This window comes from Tumidithrix elongata BACA0141, assembly GCF_036349135.1.
In the GTDB taxonomy this organism is placed as follows: domain Bacteria; phylum Cyanobacteriota; class Cyanobacteriia; order Pseudanabaenales; family Pseudanabaenaceae; genus Tumidithrix; species Tumidithrix elongata.
The window spans coordinates 52,913-72,912 of the sequence record NZ_JAZBJZ010000002.1; the positions used below are offsets into that span (position 1 = coordinate 52,913).

General features: G+C 46.8%; 15 protein-coding genes. 9 read left to right on the forward strand and 6 right to left on the reverse strand.

Annotation, left to right across the window (positions count from 1 at the left end; translation table 11 throughout):
- Nucleotides 1-8: 8 nt before the first annotated feature.
- A complete protein-coding gene (gene ppc, locus V2H45_RS00865) occupies nt 9-2,942 on the reverse strand; it encodes a phosphoenolpyruvate carboxylase (RefSeq protein ID WP_330481707.1) in 2,934 nt (977 codons plus the stop codon).
- A 248-nt stretch (nt 2,943-3,190) separates the two neighbouring features.
- Here ppc and V2H45_RS00870 point away from each other — a divergent pair, with 248 nt between their 5' ends.
- The 3 genes from V2H45_RS00870 (at nt 3,191) to V2H45_RS00880 (ending at nt 7,319) form a co-directional block, all read left to right on the forward strand.
- Nucleotides 3,191-4,510 (forward strand): UbiH/UbiF/VisC/COQ6 family ubiquinone biosynthesis hydroxylase, encoded by a 1,320-nt coding sequence (locus V2H45_RS00870; protein WP_330481708.1) that lies wholly within the window; start codon nt 3,191-3,193, stop codon nt 4,508-4,510.
- A 160-nt stretch (nt 4,511-4,670) separates the two neighbouring features.
- On the forward strand, nt 4,671-5,906 hold the full coding sequence (locus V2H45_RS00875) for an FtsW/RodA/SpoVE family cell cycle protein (RefSeq protein WP_330481709.1): 1,236 nt from the start codon (nt 4,671-4,673) through the stop codon (nt 5,904-5,906).
- 120 nt (nt 5,907-6,026) lie between these two features.
- Nucleotides 6,027-7,319: an MFS transporter gene (locus V2H45_RS00880; RefSeq protein ID WP_330481710.1), complete on the forward strand. Its 1,293-nt coding sequence runs from the start codon at nt 6,027-6,029 to the stop codon at nt 7,317-7,319.
- 120 nt (nt 7,320-7,439) lie between these two features.
- Here the strand turns inward: V2H45_RS00880 and leuS are convergent, their stop codons facing one another.
- Nucleotides 7,440-10,028 (reverse strand): leucine--tRNA ligase, encoded by a 2,589-nt coding sequence (gene leuS / locus V2H45_RS00885; RefSeq protein WP_330481711.1) that lies wholly within the window; start codon nt 10,026-10,028, stop codon nt 7,440-7,442.
- A gap of 369 nt (nt 10,029-10,397) precedes the next feature.
- On the opposite strand from leuS, the gene V2H45_RS00890 reads away from it, so the two are divergent.
- From V2H45_RS00890 to V2H45_RS00910, 5 genes are all read left to right on the forward strand, one after another.
- Nucleotides 10,398-12,662, forward strand: a complete 2,265-nt coding sequence (locus tag V2H45_RS00890) for a cation:proton antiporter (RefSeq protein ID WP_330481712.1) — start codon at nt 10,398-10,400, stop codon at nt 12,660-12,662.
- Nucleotides 12,659-13,153: a hypothetical protein gene (locus V2H45_RS00895; protein WP_330481713.1), complete on the forward strand. Its 495-nt coding sequence runs from the start codon at nt 12,659-12,661 to the stop codon at nt 13,151-13,153. The genes V2H45_RS00890 and V2H45_RS00895 overlap by 4 nt, the downstream gene beginning before the upstream one ends.
- An 86-nt stretch (nt 13,154-13,239) precedes the next feature.
- A complete protein-coding gene (locus V2H45_RS00900) occupies nt 13,240-13,581 on the forward strand; it encodes a hypothetical protein (protein WP_330481714.1) in 342 nt (113 codons plus the stop codon).
- A gap of 197 nt (nt 13,582-13,778) precedes the next feature.
- Nucleotides 13,779-14,090 (forward strand): hypothetical protein, encoded by a 312-nt coding sequence (locus tag V2H45_RS00905; RefSeq protein ID WP_330481715.1) that lies wholly within the window; start codon nt 13,779-13,781, stop codon nt 14,088-14,090.
- 95 nt (nt 14,091-14,185) lie between these two features.
- On the forward strand, nt 14,186-14,611 hold the full coding sequence (locus V2H45_RS00910; protein ID WP_330481716.1) for an SRPBCC domain-containing protein: 426 nt from the start codon (nt 14,186-14,188) through the stop codon (nt 14,609-14,611).
- On the opposite strand, the gene V2H45_RS00915 is transcribed toward V2H45_RS00910, so the two are convergent.
- The 4 genes from V2H45_RS00915 to V2H45_RS00930 all read right to left on the reverse strand — a co-directional run bounded on the left by V2H45_RS00915 (nt 14,606) and on the right by V2H45_RS00930 (nt 18,946).
- Nucleotides 14,606-15,958, reverse strand: a complete 1,353-nt coding sequence (locus tag V2H45_RS00915) for a TldD/PmbA family protein (protein WP_330481717.1) — start codon at nt 15,956-15,958, stop codon at nt 14,606-14,608. The two genes, V2H45_RS00910 and V2H45_RS00915, sit on opposite strands and share 6 nt — an antisense overlap.
- 137 nt (nt 15,959-16,095) lie before the next feature.
- Nucleotides 16,096-16,629 (reverse strand): Ycf51 family protein, encoded by a 534-nt coding sequence (locus tag V2H45_RS00920; RefSeq protein WP_330481718.1) that lies wholly within the window; start codon nt 16,627-16,629, stop codon nt 16,096-16,098.
- Nucleotides 16,630-16,827: 198 nt separating this feature from the next.
- On the reverse strand, nt 16,828-18,132 hold the full coding sequence (locus V2H45_RS00925) for a homoserine dehydrogenase (protein WP_330481719.1): 1,305 nt from the start codon (nt 18,130-18,132) through the stop codon (nt 16,828-16,830).
- 130 nt (nt 18,133-18,262) lie between these two features.
- Nucleotides 18,263-18,946 (reverse strand): DUF4333 domain-containing protein, encoded by a 684-nt coding sequence (locus V2H45_RS00930; RefSeq protein ID WP_330481720.1) that lies wholly within the window; start codon nt 18,944-18,946, stop codon nt 18,263-18,265.
- Between the two features lie 231 nt (nt 18,947-19,177).
- Between V2H45_RS00930 and V2H45_RS00935 the strand changes: the two genes are divergently transcribed.
- The gene (locus tag V2H45_RS00935) at nt 19,178-19,864 is read left to right on the forward strand and encodes a Uma2 family endonuclease (protein WP_330481721.1); all 687 of its coding nucleotides are present in this window, start codon (nt 19,178-19,180) and stop codon (nt 19,862-19,864) included.
- The last annotated feature ends 136 nt before the right edge of the window (nt 19,865-20,000 follow it).

Consider the following 20,000-nt stretch of genomic DNA (forward strand, 5'->3'; position numbering starts at 1 on the left):
ATCCAGAATTATCCTGTATTTCTCATGCCTGCGGCAATGCCATTTACGGTCAGCAAGGCTCCACGTAGCAATTCTTTCTTAGAGTAGCGCGATCGCAGGTTAATCGTATCGCTACTATGTTGCCGCAGTCGCTTAATCAGCGAAGCTTGAATAAACCCAAGCGGTACGATCGAGCCATTTCGTAGTTGTACCGATCGCTGCAAGTCCCGATCTTCATCGAGCAGTTGCTTGTGCCCCGAAATGTGCAGAACCACATTGCAAGTGCGTTGGTACTCTAGGGAAATTTGGGTAAATAGGCGATCGAAGACCTCCTCATAGCCTGGTTCGGTTAGCTCGCGCACATAGTGATGGGCGATTTGCAGATCGGTTTTGGCAAGGGTCATCTCGACACGGGAGATCGCGGTTTTAAAGAAGGGCCACTTGGCGTAAAAGAATTGCAAAAGTGTCAAGTGACCTTCGGGGTTTTCTAGCAAAAACTCCTCTAAAGCCGTACCGACACCATACCAAGAAGGCAAGAGAAATCGGCTTTGCGTCCAGCCAAACACCCAGGGAATCGCCCGCAAACTACCTAAATCTCGCTTACCAGCGCGTCTTGCGGGGCGGGAGCTAATTTGTAACTGGCTAATTTCCTCGATGGGGGTAACTTGATGGAAAAAGTCCACCAACTTGGGTTGTTCGTAGATTAGGTCGCGATAGACCTCGCGCGATCGCACCGATAGGTCTTCCATGGCATCCAGCCAAGAGGGCAGGGTGTCAGAGCTAGTGGGTAGCAGTCCTGCTTGAATGACGGCAGTGGCGATCGTCTCTAGGTTGTAGAGGGCAATTTCAGGTAAGGAGTACTTAGAAGCCAAAACTTCGCCCTGCTCGGTAATCTTGATGCGTCCATCGATACTGTGACCGGGTTGCGCCAAAATCGCTTCGTAGGTGGGCCCACCACCGCGCCCCACCGAGCCACCGCGTCCGTGGAAAATGCGTAATTCGACCCCATATTTTTGACTGGTGGTCTGAAGTGCTTTTTGAGCTTTGTAGATTTCCCAATTACTACTGAGAAACCCAGAATCTTTATTGCTGTCAGAATAGCCCAGCATTACTTCTTGCAGATTTTGATGGCTCACCAAGTAGCAACGATAGAGAGGCAACTCAAACAGTTCCTGTAGAACCAAAGGAGCGCGTCTGAGGTCATCTACGGTCTCAAATAGGGGCACAACCGATAAAGTCCCCGTTCCCGTGGCGGGATCGTAGAGCCCTGCTTCTTTGGCGAGCAGCAGTACCTCCAAAATGTCACTGACACTGTGGTTCATGCTGATCACATAGGTGTTACAGACATCGACCGAAAATTCTTTCTGTAATTTGGTCACCATGCGAAACGTGCTGACAGTCTCGTTGGTTTTATCGGAAAAGCTGAGGTGGTTGGGGATCATCGGTCGCCGCGACTGCAACTCACTGACGAGCCACTGCACGCGCTCTGCCTCATTCATGTGATTGTAAGAACTGGGCAAAATCTTGAGCGTGTCTGCAATTTCGGCAATCGCATCGCTATGGCGTCCGCTTTCTTGACGAATATCGAGGTGCGCCAGATGAAATCCATAGACTTCGACTTGGCGAATTAAGTACTGGAGGGCTTTGCAAGTGAGATCCGTCTCTTGCAAACTGTTTTGAATCAACCGTAATTCCTCTAAAAATTCCGAGGCACTCTTGTAAGCGCAGTCTTCTAAGGCTTTGGTAGACTGCATGTACTCAGAAGCCTGCCAACCATTTGCCCGTACCTGCGCATTGCGATCGCGGGTATTTTCTAGGCGTTGGCGAATGTAAGCCAATTTGAGGCGATAGGGCTCTTGACGAAACTTGATCGAATTGGTCTCATAGACCTCTGGCATCTGCACTTGATCTTGACTCAGCGAGTTTAAGATGCCCTCAGATACATCCGAGAGGTTTTGCGACAGAGATAGCAAGCTCGATAATTTCGCGATCGAGGCAATGTACTTCTCTAAAACTAAATTGCGTTGATAGCAGGCGGTTTGCCATGTCACCGCTGGCGTTACAAAAGGATTGCCATCGCGATCTGAGCCTACCCAAGAACCAAATTTGCAAAAGTTATACTGGGGTGGCTTCAAGGCTGGAAATGAGTCTTTCATGGCAAACTCTAGGCGATCGTAGAGAATTGGGATCGCATCAAACAAAACTTCTTGAAAGTAGTGCAGCGTATAGTCTGCCTCGTCTAAAACCGTGGGTTTAGCTTGGTTTAGTTCGTCAGTGCGCCACCACAGCCGAATCTCCTCGGCTAATTGTTCTTGCAGCGATTCCGCTTCCCAGCTATGCACAAAGGTAGGTATGGGGTCTTGCTCGTCTGCATTAAAGACGGTGAGTTGATCGAGCTGCTTTAGCATTTTGGCAATGCTGCGCTGCTTATCTCGAATGGTGTGGCGCACGATTTCGGTGGGGTGTGCCGTAAATACGAGTTGGATATCGAGATTATCTACGAGGGATTGAATTAAGCGGGGTGGCACATTTAACCGCTTTAACTCTGGAAACAGCCAACGAAATGTCCCAACGGGAAATTGCGATTCGCCACTGAGCGAATTAATCCGACTTTGGCTAGTTTCTTCCTGCTCGTGACGCTGCTCGACAATATTGATCAGTTGAAAGTACATGGCAAAGGCTCGCGCTGCCGTAATTGCCTCATTCAAATCGAGACTTTCGACCACCTTTAAAACCTCTTGGGCGGGATATTCGGGTGCTTGCCCTTCGGGGGAGCACATGTCGCGCAAACGACGCAACAGGTCTACGAGTTCCTGCCCGCATTCTTTGAGTAAAACAGACTCTAATAAATCCTCAACAATCTTGAGTCGATAGCGCAATCGAGAGTTAGTTAGACGCAATGTATTTTGAGAATTGACAATCTGAACTAAGGACTCTGATAGCGAAACTGCTGGGGAATTCATTAAAAATTTCTCCGTTCTCATCTTTGACTGACTCGTTTACGCACACTACCGCGTGTAAACACGTGCAAACGTGAAACGCATACCTATTGTTTCTATACCACACTAGGCTATGTGTTTGTTACTTGTAGACTTTTTTGCCTTAAACACCCAGTTAAATCTGCAACCCACTCAAATTATTAAGTAACATAAAGATAGTGTTGAATTTTTAAGATCGAAATCGAATAAACCATAGGAAATCTTCAGGTTTTATGTCTGCTTTATCTATACCCTTTATACCGACCGTAAAATTTGATGTCTTGATTGTCGGCGCAGGGATGGTCGGGGCTAGTCTTGCCTGTGCGTTGGGGGATAAGTGCAATCCAGCAAATCGCAGCTTAAAGGTGGGCGTAATTGAAAGCAAAGCTGATTGTCTAAAAGGTCATTTTGGCGATGATGGTCGGGCAAGTGCGATCGCTTTGGGATCGAGTTACATTTGGCAAAACATCGGTGTATGGGACGGCATGAAGCAACGGAGCGTCACCCCCATGCATACCGTGCAAATTTCCGATGGTGACTTTCCCCATCAAGTGCAGTTACAACGGGACGATATGGGCAAAGAGGCATTGGGGTTTATTGTGGAAAATGCGGTTACCCAAGCCTCTCTGTGGGAGTTTATGCAGCAATGTCACAACATTGACGTGATTTGTCCCGCCCGTATTACCGATATTGAGTATTTGCAGGCTGCGGATCGGATGCAGGTAAAAATCAGCTCAGGGAGTGGGGAGCAAATTCTAGAGACGAAACTTCTGGTGGGGGCGGACGGCGGACGCTCAGTCGTGCGGGAGTTGGCGCATATTCCTGTAAGCGAACGGCTATACGAACAAACCTGCATTGTCGTTACGGTCAAGTCTGAGCATTCTCACAAAAATATTGCCTACGAGCGGTTTCAGCAGAGTGGGCCCTTTGCGATCTTGCCCCTCGAAAGCGATCGCTGTTGCATTGTGTGGACGGCAACCCGTGATGAAACCCCTGACTTACTTGCCTTAAGCGAGACGGATTTTATGCAAGCCCTCAAACAGCGCTTTGGCAAGCCCTTGCTGGCAAGTCTTGGCAAGCTCTCCCTAGAGTCTCGTACCCGTGCCAGCTATGTGCCGCGTTGGATGCATTCAAAGACTTACATTCAGCCCCGTCTAGCCTTGATTGGCGATGCTGCCCACACTACCCACCCCGTCGCAGGACAGGGCGTGAATTTGGGTATTCGCGATGTGGCGGTATTGGCAGAAGTTGCGATCGCGGCACACCAACAGGGTGAAGATCTTGGCTCCATGGCTGTTTTAAAGCGCTATCAGTCCAGACGATGGTGGGATAATCTGGGCGTAATTTTGCTAACCCATGTAACAAATCGTTTGTTTTCTAACCAAAATTGGTTGCCTCAGGGATTGCGTCGCTTTGGTTTACTCGCACTCGCTACCCTGTTACCCGCAAAAAAAGTCTTGATGTTTCTAATGATGGGCTTACATCAAACTAGAGAAGTTCGTCCAGCTCGCGATCGCGAGCCTCAAGCCGTTGTAAATTCTGCGAGATCGTGACGCTATGCGATCGCTTCGCCCAGAAACCGATCCTAGACTTGACTTGTGATGTAAAATTCAGCTCTCTAGATTCAGTCAGGGACTTGCCTAAATGATTAAATCATTTTAAAGTTTCGGTTTAGCGGATGACACTTTTGCAAAAGCCTTTATACTAGCGGCTGTGAAACTATTTAAGATTTTTCCATTCTTTGATCAGACTGTAGGAAAGTGGGCTACCGAAGCGAGGCTGCTACGATGGCTCACGTTCTTATGGCTATTTGTGGGTTTGGCAGTCTTGTTCTCGGCATCCTACGCAGTGGCAAGAGCAGGGACAACCGATGGTCTCTATTACGTCAAAATGCAGTTGGGCTGGGTCGTACTCGGATTGCTACTCTTCAACGCAGTCATCCATTTCCCGCTGCGAATGCTGGCGAAAATCGGCAGTATTTGTCTGTTTATCGTCTTAATTTTACTATTTGCTACCCATATCCCAGGGGTGGGGACAACTCGCAATGAAGCAACGCGCTGGATCTCTTTGGCAGGTATCCCCGTGCAGCCCTCGGAGTTGATTAAACCTTTTTTAGTCTTGCAAGCTGCTCAACTTTTCGGTCACTGGTCGCGGATTAGCCTACTGCGGCGGGCAATGTGGCTGGGCGTCTTTTTATTGGCACTTGTGGGGATTTTGCTGCAGCCAAGTCTTAGCGTCACCGCTTTATGCGGACTCACCCTTTGGCTGATCGCCCTAGCCGCAGGTTTACCGATGTATCAAATGCTTGGTACTGGAGCACTTGGAATCATTGCAGGTGTGGCAAGTGTCTCGATTAATCGCTACCAACTAGTCCGTATCATGTCTTTTTTAGATCCTTGGCCAGATCAAGCGGGTAGCGGTTATCAGTTAACCCAAGGTTTAATGGCGATCGGCTCGGGTGGTTTTTGGGGAAAAGGCTTTGGCTTTTCAGAGATGAAGCACCTTTTGCCTTACCAAGACACAGATTTTATCTTTGCAATCTTTGCTGAAGAGTTTGGATTGGTTGGTAGCATTAGTATTATTGTACTGCTGCTGATCTTTGCCAGTGTTGGCTTAATGGTTTCTAGTAAGTGCAAAGATCCCTTTGTGCGTTTAGTCGCTCTTGGTGCGACGGTATTGCTCGTAGGGCAATCCTTTCTGAATATTGGTGTGTCATCAGGGGTCTTGCCAACTACAGGTTTGCCTTTTCCTTTCTTTAGTTATGGGGGCAGTTCTATGCTCTCTAGCCTATTTGTCGCTGGGATGTTAGTTCGGTCTGCCCGCGAAATGTCTGCTGCTGAAGTACTCCCTTTTAAGCGATCTTCCCCATCCGAGCACAAAGACTTTAGAGCCCAAAGGCAGGAAAAATTAGCCGCATCAAAGCGACGACGTAGCTTTTCTGTGAAGTGACATCCTCCATTCTCCCAATGCCAAACTGAGGACAGTTATGGTAAGAGTTTTATAGCTCTCCAAACGCTCATTTTGATCGATACTCTATGTCGCCGCAACCACGCATGAATCACAAAACAGATGTCTAGCTCAGATTCCAACTCAGCCTCAGGTTATTTAAAGTTACTGCGCAATTATCAATTTTTAGCTTTGTGGATGGCTCAAATTTTGGCGCAATTGGTAGACAAGATTTTGCTGGTTTTACTAATTGCGATCGCGACCTCCACGGACTATAAGGACTATCCCGTTCCCGTAAATACGCGGGAATCCTTAATCATGATTGCCACGACGCTGCCAGCAATTTTCTTTGGCTCGATCGCGGGAATTTTTGTCGATATGCACCCTAAACGGCAAGTGATGATTCTTTGCAATGTCCTTCGGGGTGTTTTGGTGTTGCTGATTCCCTTCATTCCGAAAGCACTGCCCTTGTTATTGGCGGCAACATTTTTAATTTCTGCCCTCACCCAAGTCTTTGCCCCTGCCGAGCAGTCGGCGATCCCGTCCATCGTGCCTGAGTCTGGCTTAATGTCTGCCAATGCCCTATTTACGATGACGATGATGACATCGATGATTGTGGGCTATGCGATCGGTTCGCCTTTACTGTCGGGCTTAGTGGAATGGTTGCCACAATTTAAAGACTTTAGTCGCGAGTTGCTTTTAGGGGGAATGTATTTACTGTCTGGGGTCGTGTTACTGCTCATTCCCAATCGTGAAATTGTGCATCCTAGAGCTGAGGGGTATAGCTTTTGGGGCGATCTGATCGATGGTTTTAAATACGTGCGACACAACAAACTGATTGCGGGGGCGATGATTCAGCTATGCGTGCTATATGGCATTCTCTCGGCGCTGATGAAACTATCGATGAACTTGACCGAATTGGTCACCAATAGTCGGGCTGATTTTGGCTATTTGATTGCTGCGGCTGGGATTGGCTTGGCGATCGGGGCTTTGCTCTTGGGACAATTTGGCGATCGCTTTGCCCATCGTCCTTTGCCCTTAGTGGGGTTTGTGGGTATGGCATTTGCTTTGGTGATGTTTGCCTTTGTATCTAACCTATGGCTGAGTTTGGTGATCAGTGGCTTTTTGGGTTTTCATGGGGCTTTGATAGCCGTACCCATGCAGACTGCGATCCAAAAATACACACCAGAAAATATGCGAGGCAAGGTGTTTGGTCTTTTAAATAACGTTGAGAATATCGCGGCAAGCTTACCGTTAGTGCTAGCGGCAGTAGCCCTAGATCTCTCAACATCATTCTTTGGGCAAAAGTTGGGGTTTCAAATTGTGATGATTGCTTGCAGCCTCATCGTGGCTTTTTTGGGGACATGGGCATGGACGCATACCCATAAGGCATTAGGTAGTACGAGTTCGAAATAAGGACAAAATTGGAAAATTATCGCGATGTTGTTAGTTTTTGGGCAAAGCATTCCTATAACAAGGGAACTTCAAAATTCACAAATTATTTTGGCAATGCTTTATCCCTACAGGTTTATGGCTCTAGACGACGAAATTAACTAGTTTCCCTGGGACGGCAATCACTTTTTTGATGTCCTTCCCTTCTAGATACTTCTGGGCAATGGGAGAATTCCGTGCATAGGCTTCTAGGGCTGCTTTGTCAGCACCAGCGGGTACTTGGATATTCCCTCTCAACTTTCCATTTACTTGAATTACCAAGGTGATCTCATCCACGACCAATGCTTCAGGATCGGGTTCTAGCCAAGGTTGCAAATGGATAGACTCGGAATGACCCAACTGCGCCCACAACTCATCGGTGATATGCGGTGCGAAGGGAGCCATCAAACGCAAGAGCGATTCAATTCCCTCAACGTAGATCGCCGAGTTTTTTTCCTTGCTATCTTGCAACGCATTACTGAGCTTCATCAACTCTGAAATTGCGGTATTGAGCTGATAGTCGCCCGTCAAATCTTCTGTGACTTCCTTAATCGCGGTGTGAATGGCTCTACGGAGAACGCGATTTCCTTTTTCGTCTGGAGAATTGTTTTGAGGGGAACTTGACGATCGACTCTCCACAAACTCTGTCACCAAACGCCACACACGATTCACAAAACGGAACTGACCTTCCACATCGGCTTCATCCCACTCTAAATCCTTTTCGGGGGGTGCTTTGAACAGCGTAAACATGCGAATGGTATCCGCGCCATATTTAGCGATCGCTTGTTTCGGTGCGACCCCATTCCCTTTGGACTTAGACATCGTGGTGTAAAAAGCTTGAATCGCCTCTCCTGTGTCGGGATCGCGCGGATCTTTGGGATCGACCAAAGCGGAAGGAATCCATTTATCTTTACCGCTCTTGTTGGGATTCATGTAGGTCAAGCCCTGTACCATTCCCTGTGTCAACAAGCGTTTGAACGGTTCGTCAAAATTGAGAATGCCGCGATCGCGTAACACCTTGGTAAAAAATCGAGAATAGAGCAAATGTAAAATCGCGTGTTCCACACCACCGACATACTGATCGACGGGCAACCAGTCGTTCACCTTTTGGAAATCGAAGGCAGTGTCAGAATTCTGCGCGTCGCTGAATCTTAAGAAATACCAAGAGGAATCAATGAAGGTATCCATCGTATCGGTTTCGCGTTTTGCGGCTGTGCCACAGGTGGGACAGGGCACATTTACCCAGCTTTCTAATTTTGCCAAGGGCGAAGCGCCGCGACCTGTAAATTCCACATTTTGGGGCAATTCTATGGGAAGGTCGCGATCGGGGACAGGCACAACGCCGCAGTGGGGACAATGAATCACGGGAATCGGACAACCCCAATATCGCTGCCTTGAGATCAACCAATCCCGCAAACGATATTGCACCCTGCCTTTCCCCCAGCCTTGGGCTTCCGCTAGCTCGATAATTTTGGTTTTGGCTGTGGGTGAATCGATACCATCAAAATCCCCTGAGTTAACCATGACACCTGATTCGGTGTAGGCAGATTGGGAAAGGGACTTGGGGATTTCTCCTGCTGCCGTCCCATTGGGAACGATCACATACTGAATCGGCAAATCGTACTGTTTGGCGAAGGCAAAGTCTCGCACATCATGGGCGGGAACTCCCATGACCGCACCCGTACCATACTCAAATAGCACATAGTCGGCGATCCAAATCGGAATTTGGTTGCCTGTGAAGGGATTGATCGCGATCGCGCCAGTGGGGACGCCACGTTTGGGCTTATCTTCAGCAGTGCGATCCATTTCACTAATATTTGCTACCTCGGCGACAAAGGCTTCGACCGTAGCAGCTTGCTCTGGTGTGGTAATTTGATTGACCAAAGGATGCTCTGGGGCAAGCACCACATAGCTAACGCCATAGACGGTATCGGGACGGGTGGTAAAGACCGCAATGGCTTCTTGATTCCCACTATTGAGAATGGGGAAGCTCAATTCTGCGCCCACAGACTTACCGATCCAGTTGGCTTGCATGGTTTTGACGCGCTCGGGCCAATCGGTTAATTTGTCTAGATCTTGGAGCAACTGTTCGGCATAGTCGGTAATTTTGAGGAACCACTGCCGCAATTTTCGTTTTTCTACCTTTGCCCCCGATCGCCAAGATTTACCCTCATTATCAACCTGCTCATTTGCCAAAACGGTCTGATCGATCGGGTCCCAGTTGACCGTTGCCTCTTTTTGGTACGCCAAGTCAGCTTTGAGAAATTGCAAAAATAACCACTGCGTCCAGCGGTAGTAGTCGGGCGCACAGGTGGCAACTTCGCGATTCCAGTCATAGGAAAGACCGACCTGCTGCAACTGCGATCGCATCTGCGCCATATTTTTAAAAGTCCATTCTGAGGGCGTCGTGCCGCGATCGATCGCCGCATTTTCTGCAGGTAGCCCAAAGGCATCCCAACCCATTGGGTGTAAGACGCGATACCCCTGCATGCGCTTAAATCTGGCAATTACATCGGTGATCGTGTAGTTACGGACATGCCCCATATGTAGATCGCCCGATGGATAGGGAAACATAGACAGGGCATAAAACTTAGGGCGACTGTCTTCTTGCTCGGGAGCGTCGTCTAGCTTGTGCTCTGCCCAAATTTGTTGCCATTTGGGTTCAATCTGTTGGGGATTATATTTAGCTTCCATTACCTAACTTCTATCACGATCGAAAAAACATGGGACAATCTGTCGGCGATTAGCCTCATTGTAAGCCTACTCTAAAAGGATTGATTAAGTTTGACGACTAAGTAATTCATGTTCGTTAGAGCTTGCCCTCAAACCCTCTTCAAGTGGTACTGCCTGTAGCGTGAATTGTATAGATCTTCATTGGATATTGCTTAAAAATTGGGTTTAAAGCCAAAATTCAGGCAAAACTATGAATAAATGTTGCTCTATCCTTAAGAAAACGGCATCGCACGGGGGTATAACGCTGAAGTGAAGAAAAAGCAGTAACAGGATATTTTTTACCTTGATATACTGCTAGCAAAGCACGTTATTTCAATCGCTGCCCCAAACATGAAAACCGCAATTTTAGTGCTGGTAGAAGTTTTGATCGTGATCGGGTTGTCTCGCCTAGTAGGCACTGTATTTCGCTATCTCAAACAACCCCTCGTGATCGGTGAAATTGCTGCAGGCATTATGCTTGGTCCCTCGCTATTAGGAATTATCTCGCCCGAATTGTCAACTTGGCTATTTCCGCCTGAGGCAATTCCATTTTTAGAGGTGCTCTCAGAGGTCGGGTTAATCTTTTTTATGTTCTTGATCGGTCTGGAGCTCAACCCAAAATATCTACGCGGACAAATGAATGTGGCGATTTTGACCTCCCATGTCAGCATTCTTGTCCCCTTTACCTTGGGGTTGTTCTTAGCATTAGGACTCTATCCAGTGCTATCTAATGCCAGCGTCTCATTTACGGCTTTCACCCTGTTTTTAGGGTCGGCGTTGTCAATAACTGCTTTTCCCGTATTGGCTCGTATTATCACTGAAAAGAAACTACAAAATACGCCCCTTGGTATCTTGGCACTTACGTCTGCGGCAGTGGGAGACGTTACGGCTTGGTGCTTGCTGGCAGTATCGATCGCGGTGACACAGACAAACAGCATGTCAGCCGCAATTCCCACTATTTTGCTCTCAGGCGTATATATCGGACTGATGTTTACGCTCGGTCGTCGCTTCTTGAACAAACTAGCAAAATACTACGAGCGCACCAAACGCATTAGTCAGCTTGTTTTAGCTGGCATTTACATGGCAGTACTAGCTTCGGCGTTAATTACCGAGTTGATTGGCATTCACTTAATTTTTGGCGCTTTTTTAATGGGGGCAATTATGCCCAAAAATGCAGGACTGACTAGAGAAATTGCCATTAAAACTGAGGAATTTGTTCTAATCTTTTTGCTACCAATTTTCTTTGCTTACAGTGGGTTGCGTACCCAAATCGGGCTGCTCAATAGTCCAGAGTTGTGGTTGATTTGTGCGGCAATTATCGGTGTGGCAGTGGTTGGAAAATATTGCGGTACCTATTTTGCTGCTCGTTTTTGTGGCATTTCCAAACGAGAGTCCATGGCATTGGGCTGGATGATGAATACACGGGGTCTAACTGAGCTAATCGTCCTGAATATTGGTTTGAGCTTGAATGTGATCTCACCGATATTATTTGCGATGCTGGTGATGATGGCACTGGTTACAACATTTATGACTTCGCCATTACTCGATCTAATTTTTGGCAAACAACCTGCCCATCTCAATCCGCAAGATGATGATGAATCAGAGGAGCATTTTGCAGCCCCTTCTGCTGCCTACTCAGATCTGCAAACGCACCTCGAACATGAAGCGATCGCACCGCAATATCGCATTCTCGTGCCCGTGGCAAATCCCAATACCCAAGAGGGGTTGATTCAGCTAGCGGCAGCGATCGCAGTGGGTAAACGCTATAGCCAGCCTTTGCAATCTGTGGCAATTTATCCGCTCAGCCTGATTAAATTTGAAGAAGAATATCTGTTTGAGAGTACGCCCACCGAAACCAATCGGGCAATTCAAAAACGCCAAGATCGCTTGCAAGAATTGGTTTTGAGTTTAGAACCACCTGAATTGCGTAAGTTAATCTATCCGACTGTGCGGGTCAGTAGCGATGTTGCTGGCGAAACCAGCGCGATCGCTAAGGTCGATCGCATCGATCTAATTCTGATGGGCTGGCATCGACCTGTATTTACCAACAATCCCCTCGGTGGTCCAGTGGGGCAAATTTTGGCATCTGCACCCACAGATGTTGTGGTATTTGTCGATCGCAACCAAATTAACCTCAATCGCATCCTTTTGCCCTATTCGGGTAGCACCCATAACGATTTGGGCTTAGAGTTAGGTTTGCGACTCCTGTTGAACGATCCAGAGGCTCATCTCTCTATTCTCCAAATCCTCACAGACAAGGCATCAGAAAATCCTCGGATTGAGTTAAATCACGAATTTAGCAAGATTTTGGAGCAACTGCCGCAAGCCGTCCGCGATCGCATTGCGATCGTCAGCCGCGAAGCGAGCAATATCGTTGATGGCATTGTTGAAGCGAGTAAAGACATCGATCTGACAATTGTAGGAGCTAGTCGAGAATGGGGAATTGCCCGTCAAACCCTTGGCAAATATACAGATGAGCTGGCATCGAGATGTCCTTCTTCCCTCTTGATCACGCGCAAATACAATAAGGTAACTTCGCATTTAGCCTCGGCATTGTTAGAAATCGAGACACAAGCTAGCAACGATCGCGATATGAATCTTGGAGTCCAATCATGAGTATCTTTACGCCAAAACTCTTAGCCTTTTATGCAATCAGTACAGTGGGTGCGATCGCGCTGTTTGTCGGTATTACCAACTATGGTGAGAAAAATCTTAAAGCTGCTCCGCTCTTGGTAGGAACCTATCGTATAGAAGCTTCTAATCTGCATGGATGTCTCAAAGAGCGATCGCTCTTGCTATCGATTCAACAATCTGGGGTTTATATGAGTGGCATCTTGGATATCGAAGAGAGTACACCAAGCGATTTGCCAACCCATAAAGCCGAAACAAAGTCAAAGCCTTCACTGATAGGCAATTGGCAAAATCAGCAGCTAACGCTTGCAGGTACTGTGACAAAAATTAAGGAATGCGATGCTCAGATGCCGATTATGCTTAAAGCAGAACTTGTAGATAAAAACTTAAAAGGCACGATCGCGCTCTCCGGTGAAACCTCTAACTTTACCGCCCTACGCCAAGAACCTCGCCTCAAGCCAACCAACTCCCACTAAGTTGAGTTCAATAGATCGCTAGAAAACGATTATTATATAAAGATTATATGACTTGTATATAGTTTTTAGGCACAAAAATATAAAAAATGAGTGTTTTACATAAAAATAAGGAGATTTACAATTGTGCCTTCATCTTATTAGTGCATCTAATTTTACAGGCTTCGGAAAGGCGAACGACCCATCCTTGGGGGCTTGCTATCTTCAACTCCCTGGCACAAATCCAAAAAATTAATCAAGAAAGTCAGGCAACGGGGGACGAACTATCTAAAGAACAGCTAATGGGAATTCTAGAATCTGCCTATGAGACAGCTCTTGTAAATGCTGTGGTTGAGGCGTGGGGCGGTATCTATAAACCCGAACAACTAGGCAGCATGGTCGATCGCGATGAAATTATTCGAGAGGCGATCGCGATGATTATTGCGGAGTAAATGCAACAATGTTACCAGTGCGTTTCTGGATAAAAACTAGTTATGCCTCTAAACTTTGAAATAGCCAATCAAGAAGTTTTTGCATACAATTTATTACGGTGATGAGCAGTTCAGAATCGGAACAACCACGTATATATCGCCCTCTTCCAATTCTTAGTAGCAAGGATGAAATCGAGAGGCGATTAAGTTGTGGAACGATGGAAGAACTTCTAGTCTTACCACTGGCAATAGGTGAAAACTTCCCAGACTGGAAATACTCACAGGATTTATGTCTGCGTCTAGCCGAGCACCCAAGCGATAAGGTTCGAGCTAATGCCTGTTTGGGGCTCGCATATGTTGCGCGAACAAAACGACGACTAGAAAAGCATTTTGTTAAGCCTATCCTTCTCCGTGAACTTCGTTCCCAAACTGAATTCCGTTGGCGAATAGAAGATGCCATTAAAGATATTAACCATTATTTGAAATGGTGTTTAGCGCATAAATCATGGGAAGAAGTGCATGATGATTGACTCAACAGATTTGCAACATTCCTAGATTGTATATTCATCAAGCGATCGCATAATGTAGATTACTGTACAACGATCGCATATTAGGATAAACCGCTATGAAATCTTTTAGTGCCACAATCGACATTCATGCTTCATCGGAAACCATTTGGGCAATTTTGATCGATGTTGCCAACTGGCCATCTTGGAATCCAACCGTTACAAAGGTTGAGGGCAAGATCGCATTAGGCGAGAAGATCTCTTTGTATTTTAAGTCAACCCCCGATCGCACGTTTCCATTAACCGTGAGCGAGTATGCCCCCAAAGAACGTATGGTGTTTTCTGGGGGGATGCCCCTAGGTCTGTTTAAGGGCGATCGCACATTTACACTCACTCAAAAAACTGATGGAATTGTAGCTTTTTCTATGCGAGAGGTTTTTAGCGGTCTGATGGCACCATTGATTACGCGCTCGATTCCCGATTTACAGCCTAGCTTTGAGGAGTTTGCGGCATCCCTAAAGACAAAAGCAGAGCAGGCTCTATAGCGTGAACGTGAAGTTATTTACTAACATGCCAGGAACGAGAATGCCACCGAGCGATCGACTGCCATAGGTTCCAGTATTGGGAATGAACTCTTGGAAGTCAGTCAAGGCTTCTAAATCTTGACCGAGAAAGTCATAGATACTATCGTCAAAGCGTAGATTCTCAATCGGGGCAACCACTTTCCCATTTTCAACCCAAAAGCAGGCATAGCGAGTCATCCCTGTAATTCTGCCACCAGAGCGATCGCTCCAATTGAGATAATGCAGGTTCGATAGGTATAAGCCCGTATCTAGCTGTTTGAGAATGCGATCGGTACTTAAATCCCCTGCGCTGACTTCAGGGGCTCTGGGATATTCGCCGCCATTTGCCGCATTGGAAACCTTTCCATATTCCTTCGCCGTTCGAGAACTCACCAAGGGATTGACCAGTTCACCTGCCACAACGATCGGAATTTCTTCGGGAGCGATTTCTCCTAATTGATTAAACCGAGGCACAGTGCCCCCTCGAAAGTTCTCTTTAAAACTAAGGAGTGGCGATAAATGCTTTTCTCCATTACGTAGCTTAAGCAAAGCACTGCTTCCCTGCTGTAGTGAAGCCTCACCCACAGAATCTGAGAGCATTCCCAATAACTCGGCAGCAGCATCGGGTGCGAAGTAGGTGCGATATTGACCTTTTTGAATGGTTTTGATCGGCAAATTGAGCGCAACCATCTGCTGTTTCGATCGCTCGATCTGGGCTTCATAGTCTGATTGTTGCCAGTTTTTACCAGCATAAATTCCTTTTACGGCTTGCGAATCACCTGACTCCGTAGCATTAAAAATAGAATAATCGACAAAAAAAGAATCGGTGGCAAACCAGTGCTTTTGTCCTGCGGAGTTGGCATTTGCCCTGATCGTCGAGCCTGATGCGTAGAAGCCCGTAAAATCAATATCCCCTAGCGAACCGAGAATGGCTGCGATCGCTTTTTCGGGCAACAATAGGGAACCCTGATACACCTCACGGCTGGAACCTTTATTTTCTGGCAAGACGATGAAGGGATTTTCTGGCAGTTGCTCCACCTGCGATCGCAAATAATCGAGATTTTCTAAAGCACTGACACTATCCACGCCCCGATCGCCTGTAAAGGGGAAAGAGGCACTCGCTTCGCGCTGATGGTCGATCAAGTTTAAGGAAATCGTTCCATCTGAAACTAAACCTGATTGCCGTACCTTGGCATGGTTAAAGCGGGTAAATTGACTGCGTTCGCTATTGAGGCTAATGGTCAGATGTTCGTCTGCATGAAGACTACTGACCAACTGATCGGCGAGGTGTTGAAAGCCAGTCTCTAACTTCTCTAGATCTTGATTCATAGTGCTTAGGAATGACGATAATTTATCGATGCGATCGCTTGTGGGGACACTGTAGTCCCTGAAATATGGAGATGAATGCTTTGCCTTTACTTGCTAAGAATGACAAAAAATCTCTGTTTCTTAGGGCTTTTTAGGGTTTATTCGGATACATTCGGTGCAAATCTGGCTAATTCTGCCAACTGTTCGGGATATATCTGCACCTCCATGTTTGGATCTTTGCGTTGGTGGAGCGATCGCTTGACTTGCCCTATATAAACAGGCTGAGACAGAGAATCGCTCAAATGTACAACGGTGCGGGCTCGAATCGTGAGCTGATTTTCTCCATGTCCGCTGCGGCCAGAAGAGAAGAGGTTATCGGCGGCTTGCTTGAGCGTTGCCTCTAACTGGGGTGCTGTCACGGTCGGAGGAACTGAAATAACTGCCTGTGTGCCATAGCGATCGTAAACCAAGGAATAACGAACTGACCCTGAAACAGAGGTGCGGGTAATGGGTGCAATGCTGAGGGCAAATAGGCCGACTGTTAAAACGACAGAAAAGGAAGTAATGCCTACAAGACGAAACCGCCATCCCCACTGACGCACAAAGGCAATTCCTGTAATTAAAGCTGCAACCAGCACAACAACGCCCATACCTTGAGCAATCTGACCAAATTCAACAGGGGTTAGCAACATATTTCGCTTTTAAACAACAGAAATCAATTCGTATTCATTTTAAGCCTTAGGGCGGATCGGAAAATATTTGGATTTACGAGATTGCAAGATTTACAAGAATATCTTTGATTTTTGTAGAGGCAGGGGATGGTGTGTGCCTGACCAGTGGAGTCTAGAGCAACCACGGGGCAACCACGGGGGGATTGCCCCTACGGGCGTCTATAAAACCCGTATCAAGGTTGGAATGCTGTGCAGGGCTGCCAGATTTTTGAGATCGGCGATCGCGGCTTGGAAATTTTGTTCGCTGACGGTTTGTGTCACCACAATAATTTCAGCAAAGCCGTCATGAATATTGCGCTGCAAAATGGTTTGAATGCTGACCAAGTGCTTGCCAAAGCAAGCGCCTAGGTCGCCAATCACGCCCGGCTTATCCTGTGCGATCAAACGCACGTAATACTGGGTGGCAATATTTTGGATGGGGCTGAGGGTGGCATAGCGATCGTGAGAGCAACCCATGAGTTGATTGATCTCATTGGAGGCTCCTTTTGAAGAGGCTTTGAGTGCGGCTACTACATTGACAATATCCGCCACAACCGCACTTGCGGTCGCACCTGAGCCTGCCCCAGGTCCCGAAAATACCACTTCACCAATTGGATCGCCCTCGACTCGGATTGCATTTGTCACCCCATTGATGCTGGCAAGGGGATGAGTTTGTGGCACAAGGGTAGGATGTACGCGAATCTCAATGCCCTTTTCGGTTTTGTCGTTAGAACGCCGCGCAATTCCCAAAAGCTTGATTACAAACCCTAAATCCTTTGCCCAAGCAATATCAGCACTGGTGATCGTACGAATACCTTCTCGGTAGATGTCATCGAGTTTAATGCGATCGCCAAAGGCCAAACTTGCCAAAATTGCAATTTTATCGGCTGCATCAAAGCCATCAACATCTGCGGTCGGATCGGCTTCAGCATAGCCCAGCCTTTGGGCATCCTCTAGGGTATTTTCAAACTCTGCACCCTCAGCGTGCATGCGGCTGAGAATATAGTTGGTCGTGCCATTAATAATGCCTGTAATCCCTGTAATCCTGTTGGCTCCAAGGCTTTGCTTAAGGGCTTGAATCACGGGAATGCCGCCACAGACTGCTGCCTCTAGCATCACATAAACGCCATGCTCTTTGGCTGCGGTAAAAATCTCATCGCCGTACCTTGCAATTACGGCTTTATTGGCGGTAACAATATGCTTGCCATTGGCGATCGCAGTTAAGATCAATCTCTTCGCTGGCTCAATGCCACCCATAACCTCGACCACAATATCAATTTCAGGATCGGCAACGATGGACTGGAGATCTTCGGTAATATATCCGTCGGGAAACTCTACATCCCTAGGCTTAAGTAGCGATCGCACGCCAATTCGGGCAATTTCAATTTCTTGTAGCAAAGGGTGACGATCTACAGGATCTTGTAGAATTTTTGCGACACCTGTACCAACCGTTCCGAGTCCTAGTAGACCAACTTTACAAGTCATGGTTCTTAGCGTTCAGCCGTAAATCTCAGCATACATAATCATTACCATTTTGCCTCATTCGCTTACCCAATGGAAAATATTGGCAAAATCATTATTGTGTTAAGAAAGATTACCGTCGCAAAAATTCCAGTTAGATTTTCCAGCTCACTCCCCCTGCTTCATCTTTAACAGTGATCGTCGCATCCTTAACCGTGCCATCAGGAATTTTGACTTTGCAGGTAAACACGTCCCCTACCTTCGTGATTTTGATCTTGGCTCCCCCACAATTTACCTTGACATCAACATTATTCTGCTCCTTCACATTTTTTTGAATGAGTTCCTCTAGTAAAGGTAACTTAAGCAGTCCTTTGGTATTCAAGTCAAATTTATTTCCTTCAGCATCTTGCAGTTTTACAGCTACGGCAAACTTCCCTTCCGCTGCCGTTGCATTGCAATCAAATTCTTTCCCTTTCGCAGGCACAATATCTTGGGGACAGCTTATCGCAACATCCACGCCCAAGTTTTGCACTAAGTAATCTTTGACTTCCTTCTCTACTACCTGAATCTTGGAAGATGTCTTAGCAGATGCCACAGGAGTCGCAGGAGTCGCAGTACTGGTTTGAGTCGTACTATCCGCAGGAAAGTCCGTTTGACAGGTCATCCCTTTGGCTTCTGCTTTTCTGACCTCGGCTTCAGCACGTTCGCGATCGCCTGTAGAACCATTGGAAAATCCCCCACCGCCGCTACAGTTATATTTATAGGGTAAAGCGCCACACCCAGATAAGCAGCTAGCTGTAAATAACGCAAGGACACCAACGAAGCTAGAGACTTTCATAATCTACAAAGCAAACAAAACACCATAAAAACTGTATTCGATCTTATCCGTTTTTACCCACTTTTCAGCTCGAATTTGAAGCAATGGCAAGTTTAGGGAATTGGGATAGCGTAACACTAGAGAATACCTCACACCCTGCACGAATGGTTATGTTTGTGCCCTCGAAGAAGTGAGCTTATCTGGATTGGATTATACTAACATTAGAGTAGATTAGCCCGAACAGAGTTCAATATGAGCGCGATCGCAGAATCAGCAACTATAACTTCAGCGAATCCCCAAGCAAGTACTACAAAGGATGCCACAATCTCTCAAGATCGGCTTTGGCGGATGTCTGTCGCGCAATATCACTTGATGGAGCAAGCAGGTATTCTTAAGGAAGACGATCGCTTGGAATTGCTAGAAGGTTTACTGATTGCCAAAATGCCGAAGAATCCACCCCATCGAATTAGTACGAAGCTAATACGTCAAGCGCTAGAGAAAATAATTGTCGAAGGGTGGTATGTAGATTCACAAGAGCCAATTAGTTTGGGTGATAGCGAGCCCGAACCTGATGCGGTCGTAGTTCTTGGCAAAACTACCGACTACCGCGATCGCCATCCTGATGCCAGATCGGTAGCAATCGTAATTGAGGTGTCTGATGCCACGTTAGAAAGCGATCGCACGGTCAAACAGAGGATTTACGCGAGGGCAGGCATTCCGATCTATTGGATTCTCAATTTACGCGATCGGCAACTGGAAGTTTATACAGAACCGCTATCTGAAGAAGGCGATCGTGGGATAGAACCCAAATATCAGCAATGCCAAATTTTAAGGGAAGCAGAATCTGCGATCGTAAGCCTAAAGGATGAAACAGGCGGCGGAACGCATCCCAACGGGAATCGCGTACTTGGTCAAATATCTGTAGCGGATTTGTTTTAAAGTTCTAATCTTATGGGTCACTGCTCTGGCTTTTGCTACTTTTTAAAGTAATCTGTAAAACGTTGATTTGGGTGACTAGACAAACCATGTCTGCCTAATCACCTCAAAGTTACAGCTTAAAAGGACAGCTTAAAAG

Bases quoted from the DNA above. Each gene is read 5' to 3' on its own strand.
- ppc (WP_330481707.1), bottom strand. From the start codon at position 2,942: ATGAATTCCCCAGCAGTTTCGCTATCAGAGTCCTTAGTTCAGATTGTC.
- V2H45_RS00870 (WP_330481708.1), top strand. From the start codon at position 3,191: ATGTCTGCTTTATCTATACCCTTTATACCGACCGTAAAATTTGATGTC.
- V2H45_RS00880 (WP_330481710.1), top strand. From the start codon at position 6,027: ATGTCTAGCTCAGATTCCAACTCAGCCTCAGGTTATTTAAAGTTACTG.
- leuS (WP_330481711.1), bottom strand. From the start codon at position 10,028: ATGGAAGCTAAATATAATCCCCAACAGATTGAACCCAAATGGCAACAA.
- V2H45_RS00890 (WP_330481712.1), top strand. From the start codon at position 10,398: ATGAAAACCGCAATTTTAGTGCTGGTAGAAGTTTTGATCGTGATCGGG.
- V2H45_RS00895 (WP_330481713.1), top strand. From the start codon at position 12,659: ATGAGTATCTTTACGCCAAAACTCTTAGCCTTTTATGCAATCAGTACA.
- V2H45_RS00900 (WP_330481714.1), top strand. From the start codon at position 13,240: ATGAGTGTTTTACATAAAAATAAGGAGATTTACAATTGTGCCTTCATC.
- V2H45_RS00905 (WP_330481715.1), top strand. From the start codon at position 13,779: ATGGAAGAACTTCTAGTCTTACCACTGGCAATAGGTGAAAACTTCCCA.
- V2H45_RS00910 (WP_330481716.1), top strand. From the start codon at position 14,186: ATGAAATCTTTTAGTGCCACAATCGACATTCATGCTTCATCGGAAACC.
- V2H45_RS00915 (WP_330481717.1), bottom strand. From the start codon at position 15,958: ATGAATCAAGATCTAGAGAAGTTAGAGACTGGCTTTCAACACCTCGCC.
- V2H45_RS00920 (WP_330481718.1), bottom strand. From the start codon at position 16,629: ATGTTGCTAACCCCTGTTGAATTTGGTCAGATTGCTCAAGGTATGGGC.
- V2H45_RS00925 (WP_330481719.1), bottom strand. From the start codon at position 18,132: ATGACTTGTAAAGTTGGTCTACTAGGACTCGGAACGGTTGGTACAGGT.
- V2H45_RS00930 (WP_330481720.1), bottom strand. From the start codon at position 18,946: ATGAAAGTCTCTAGCTTCGTTGGTGTCCTTGCGTTATTTACAGCTAGC.
- V2H45_RS00935 (WP_330481721.1), top strand. From the start codon at position 19,178: ATGAGCGCGATCGCAGAATCAGCAACTATAACTTCAGCGAATCCCCAA.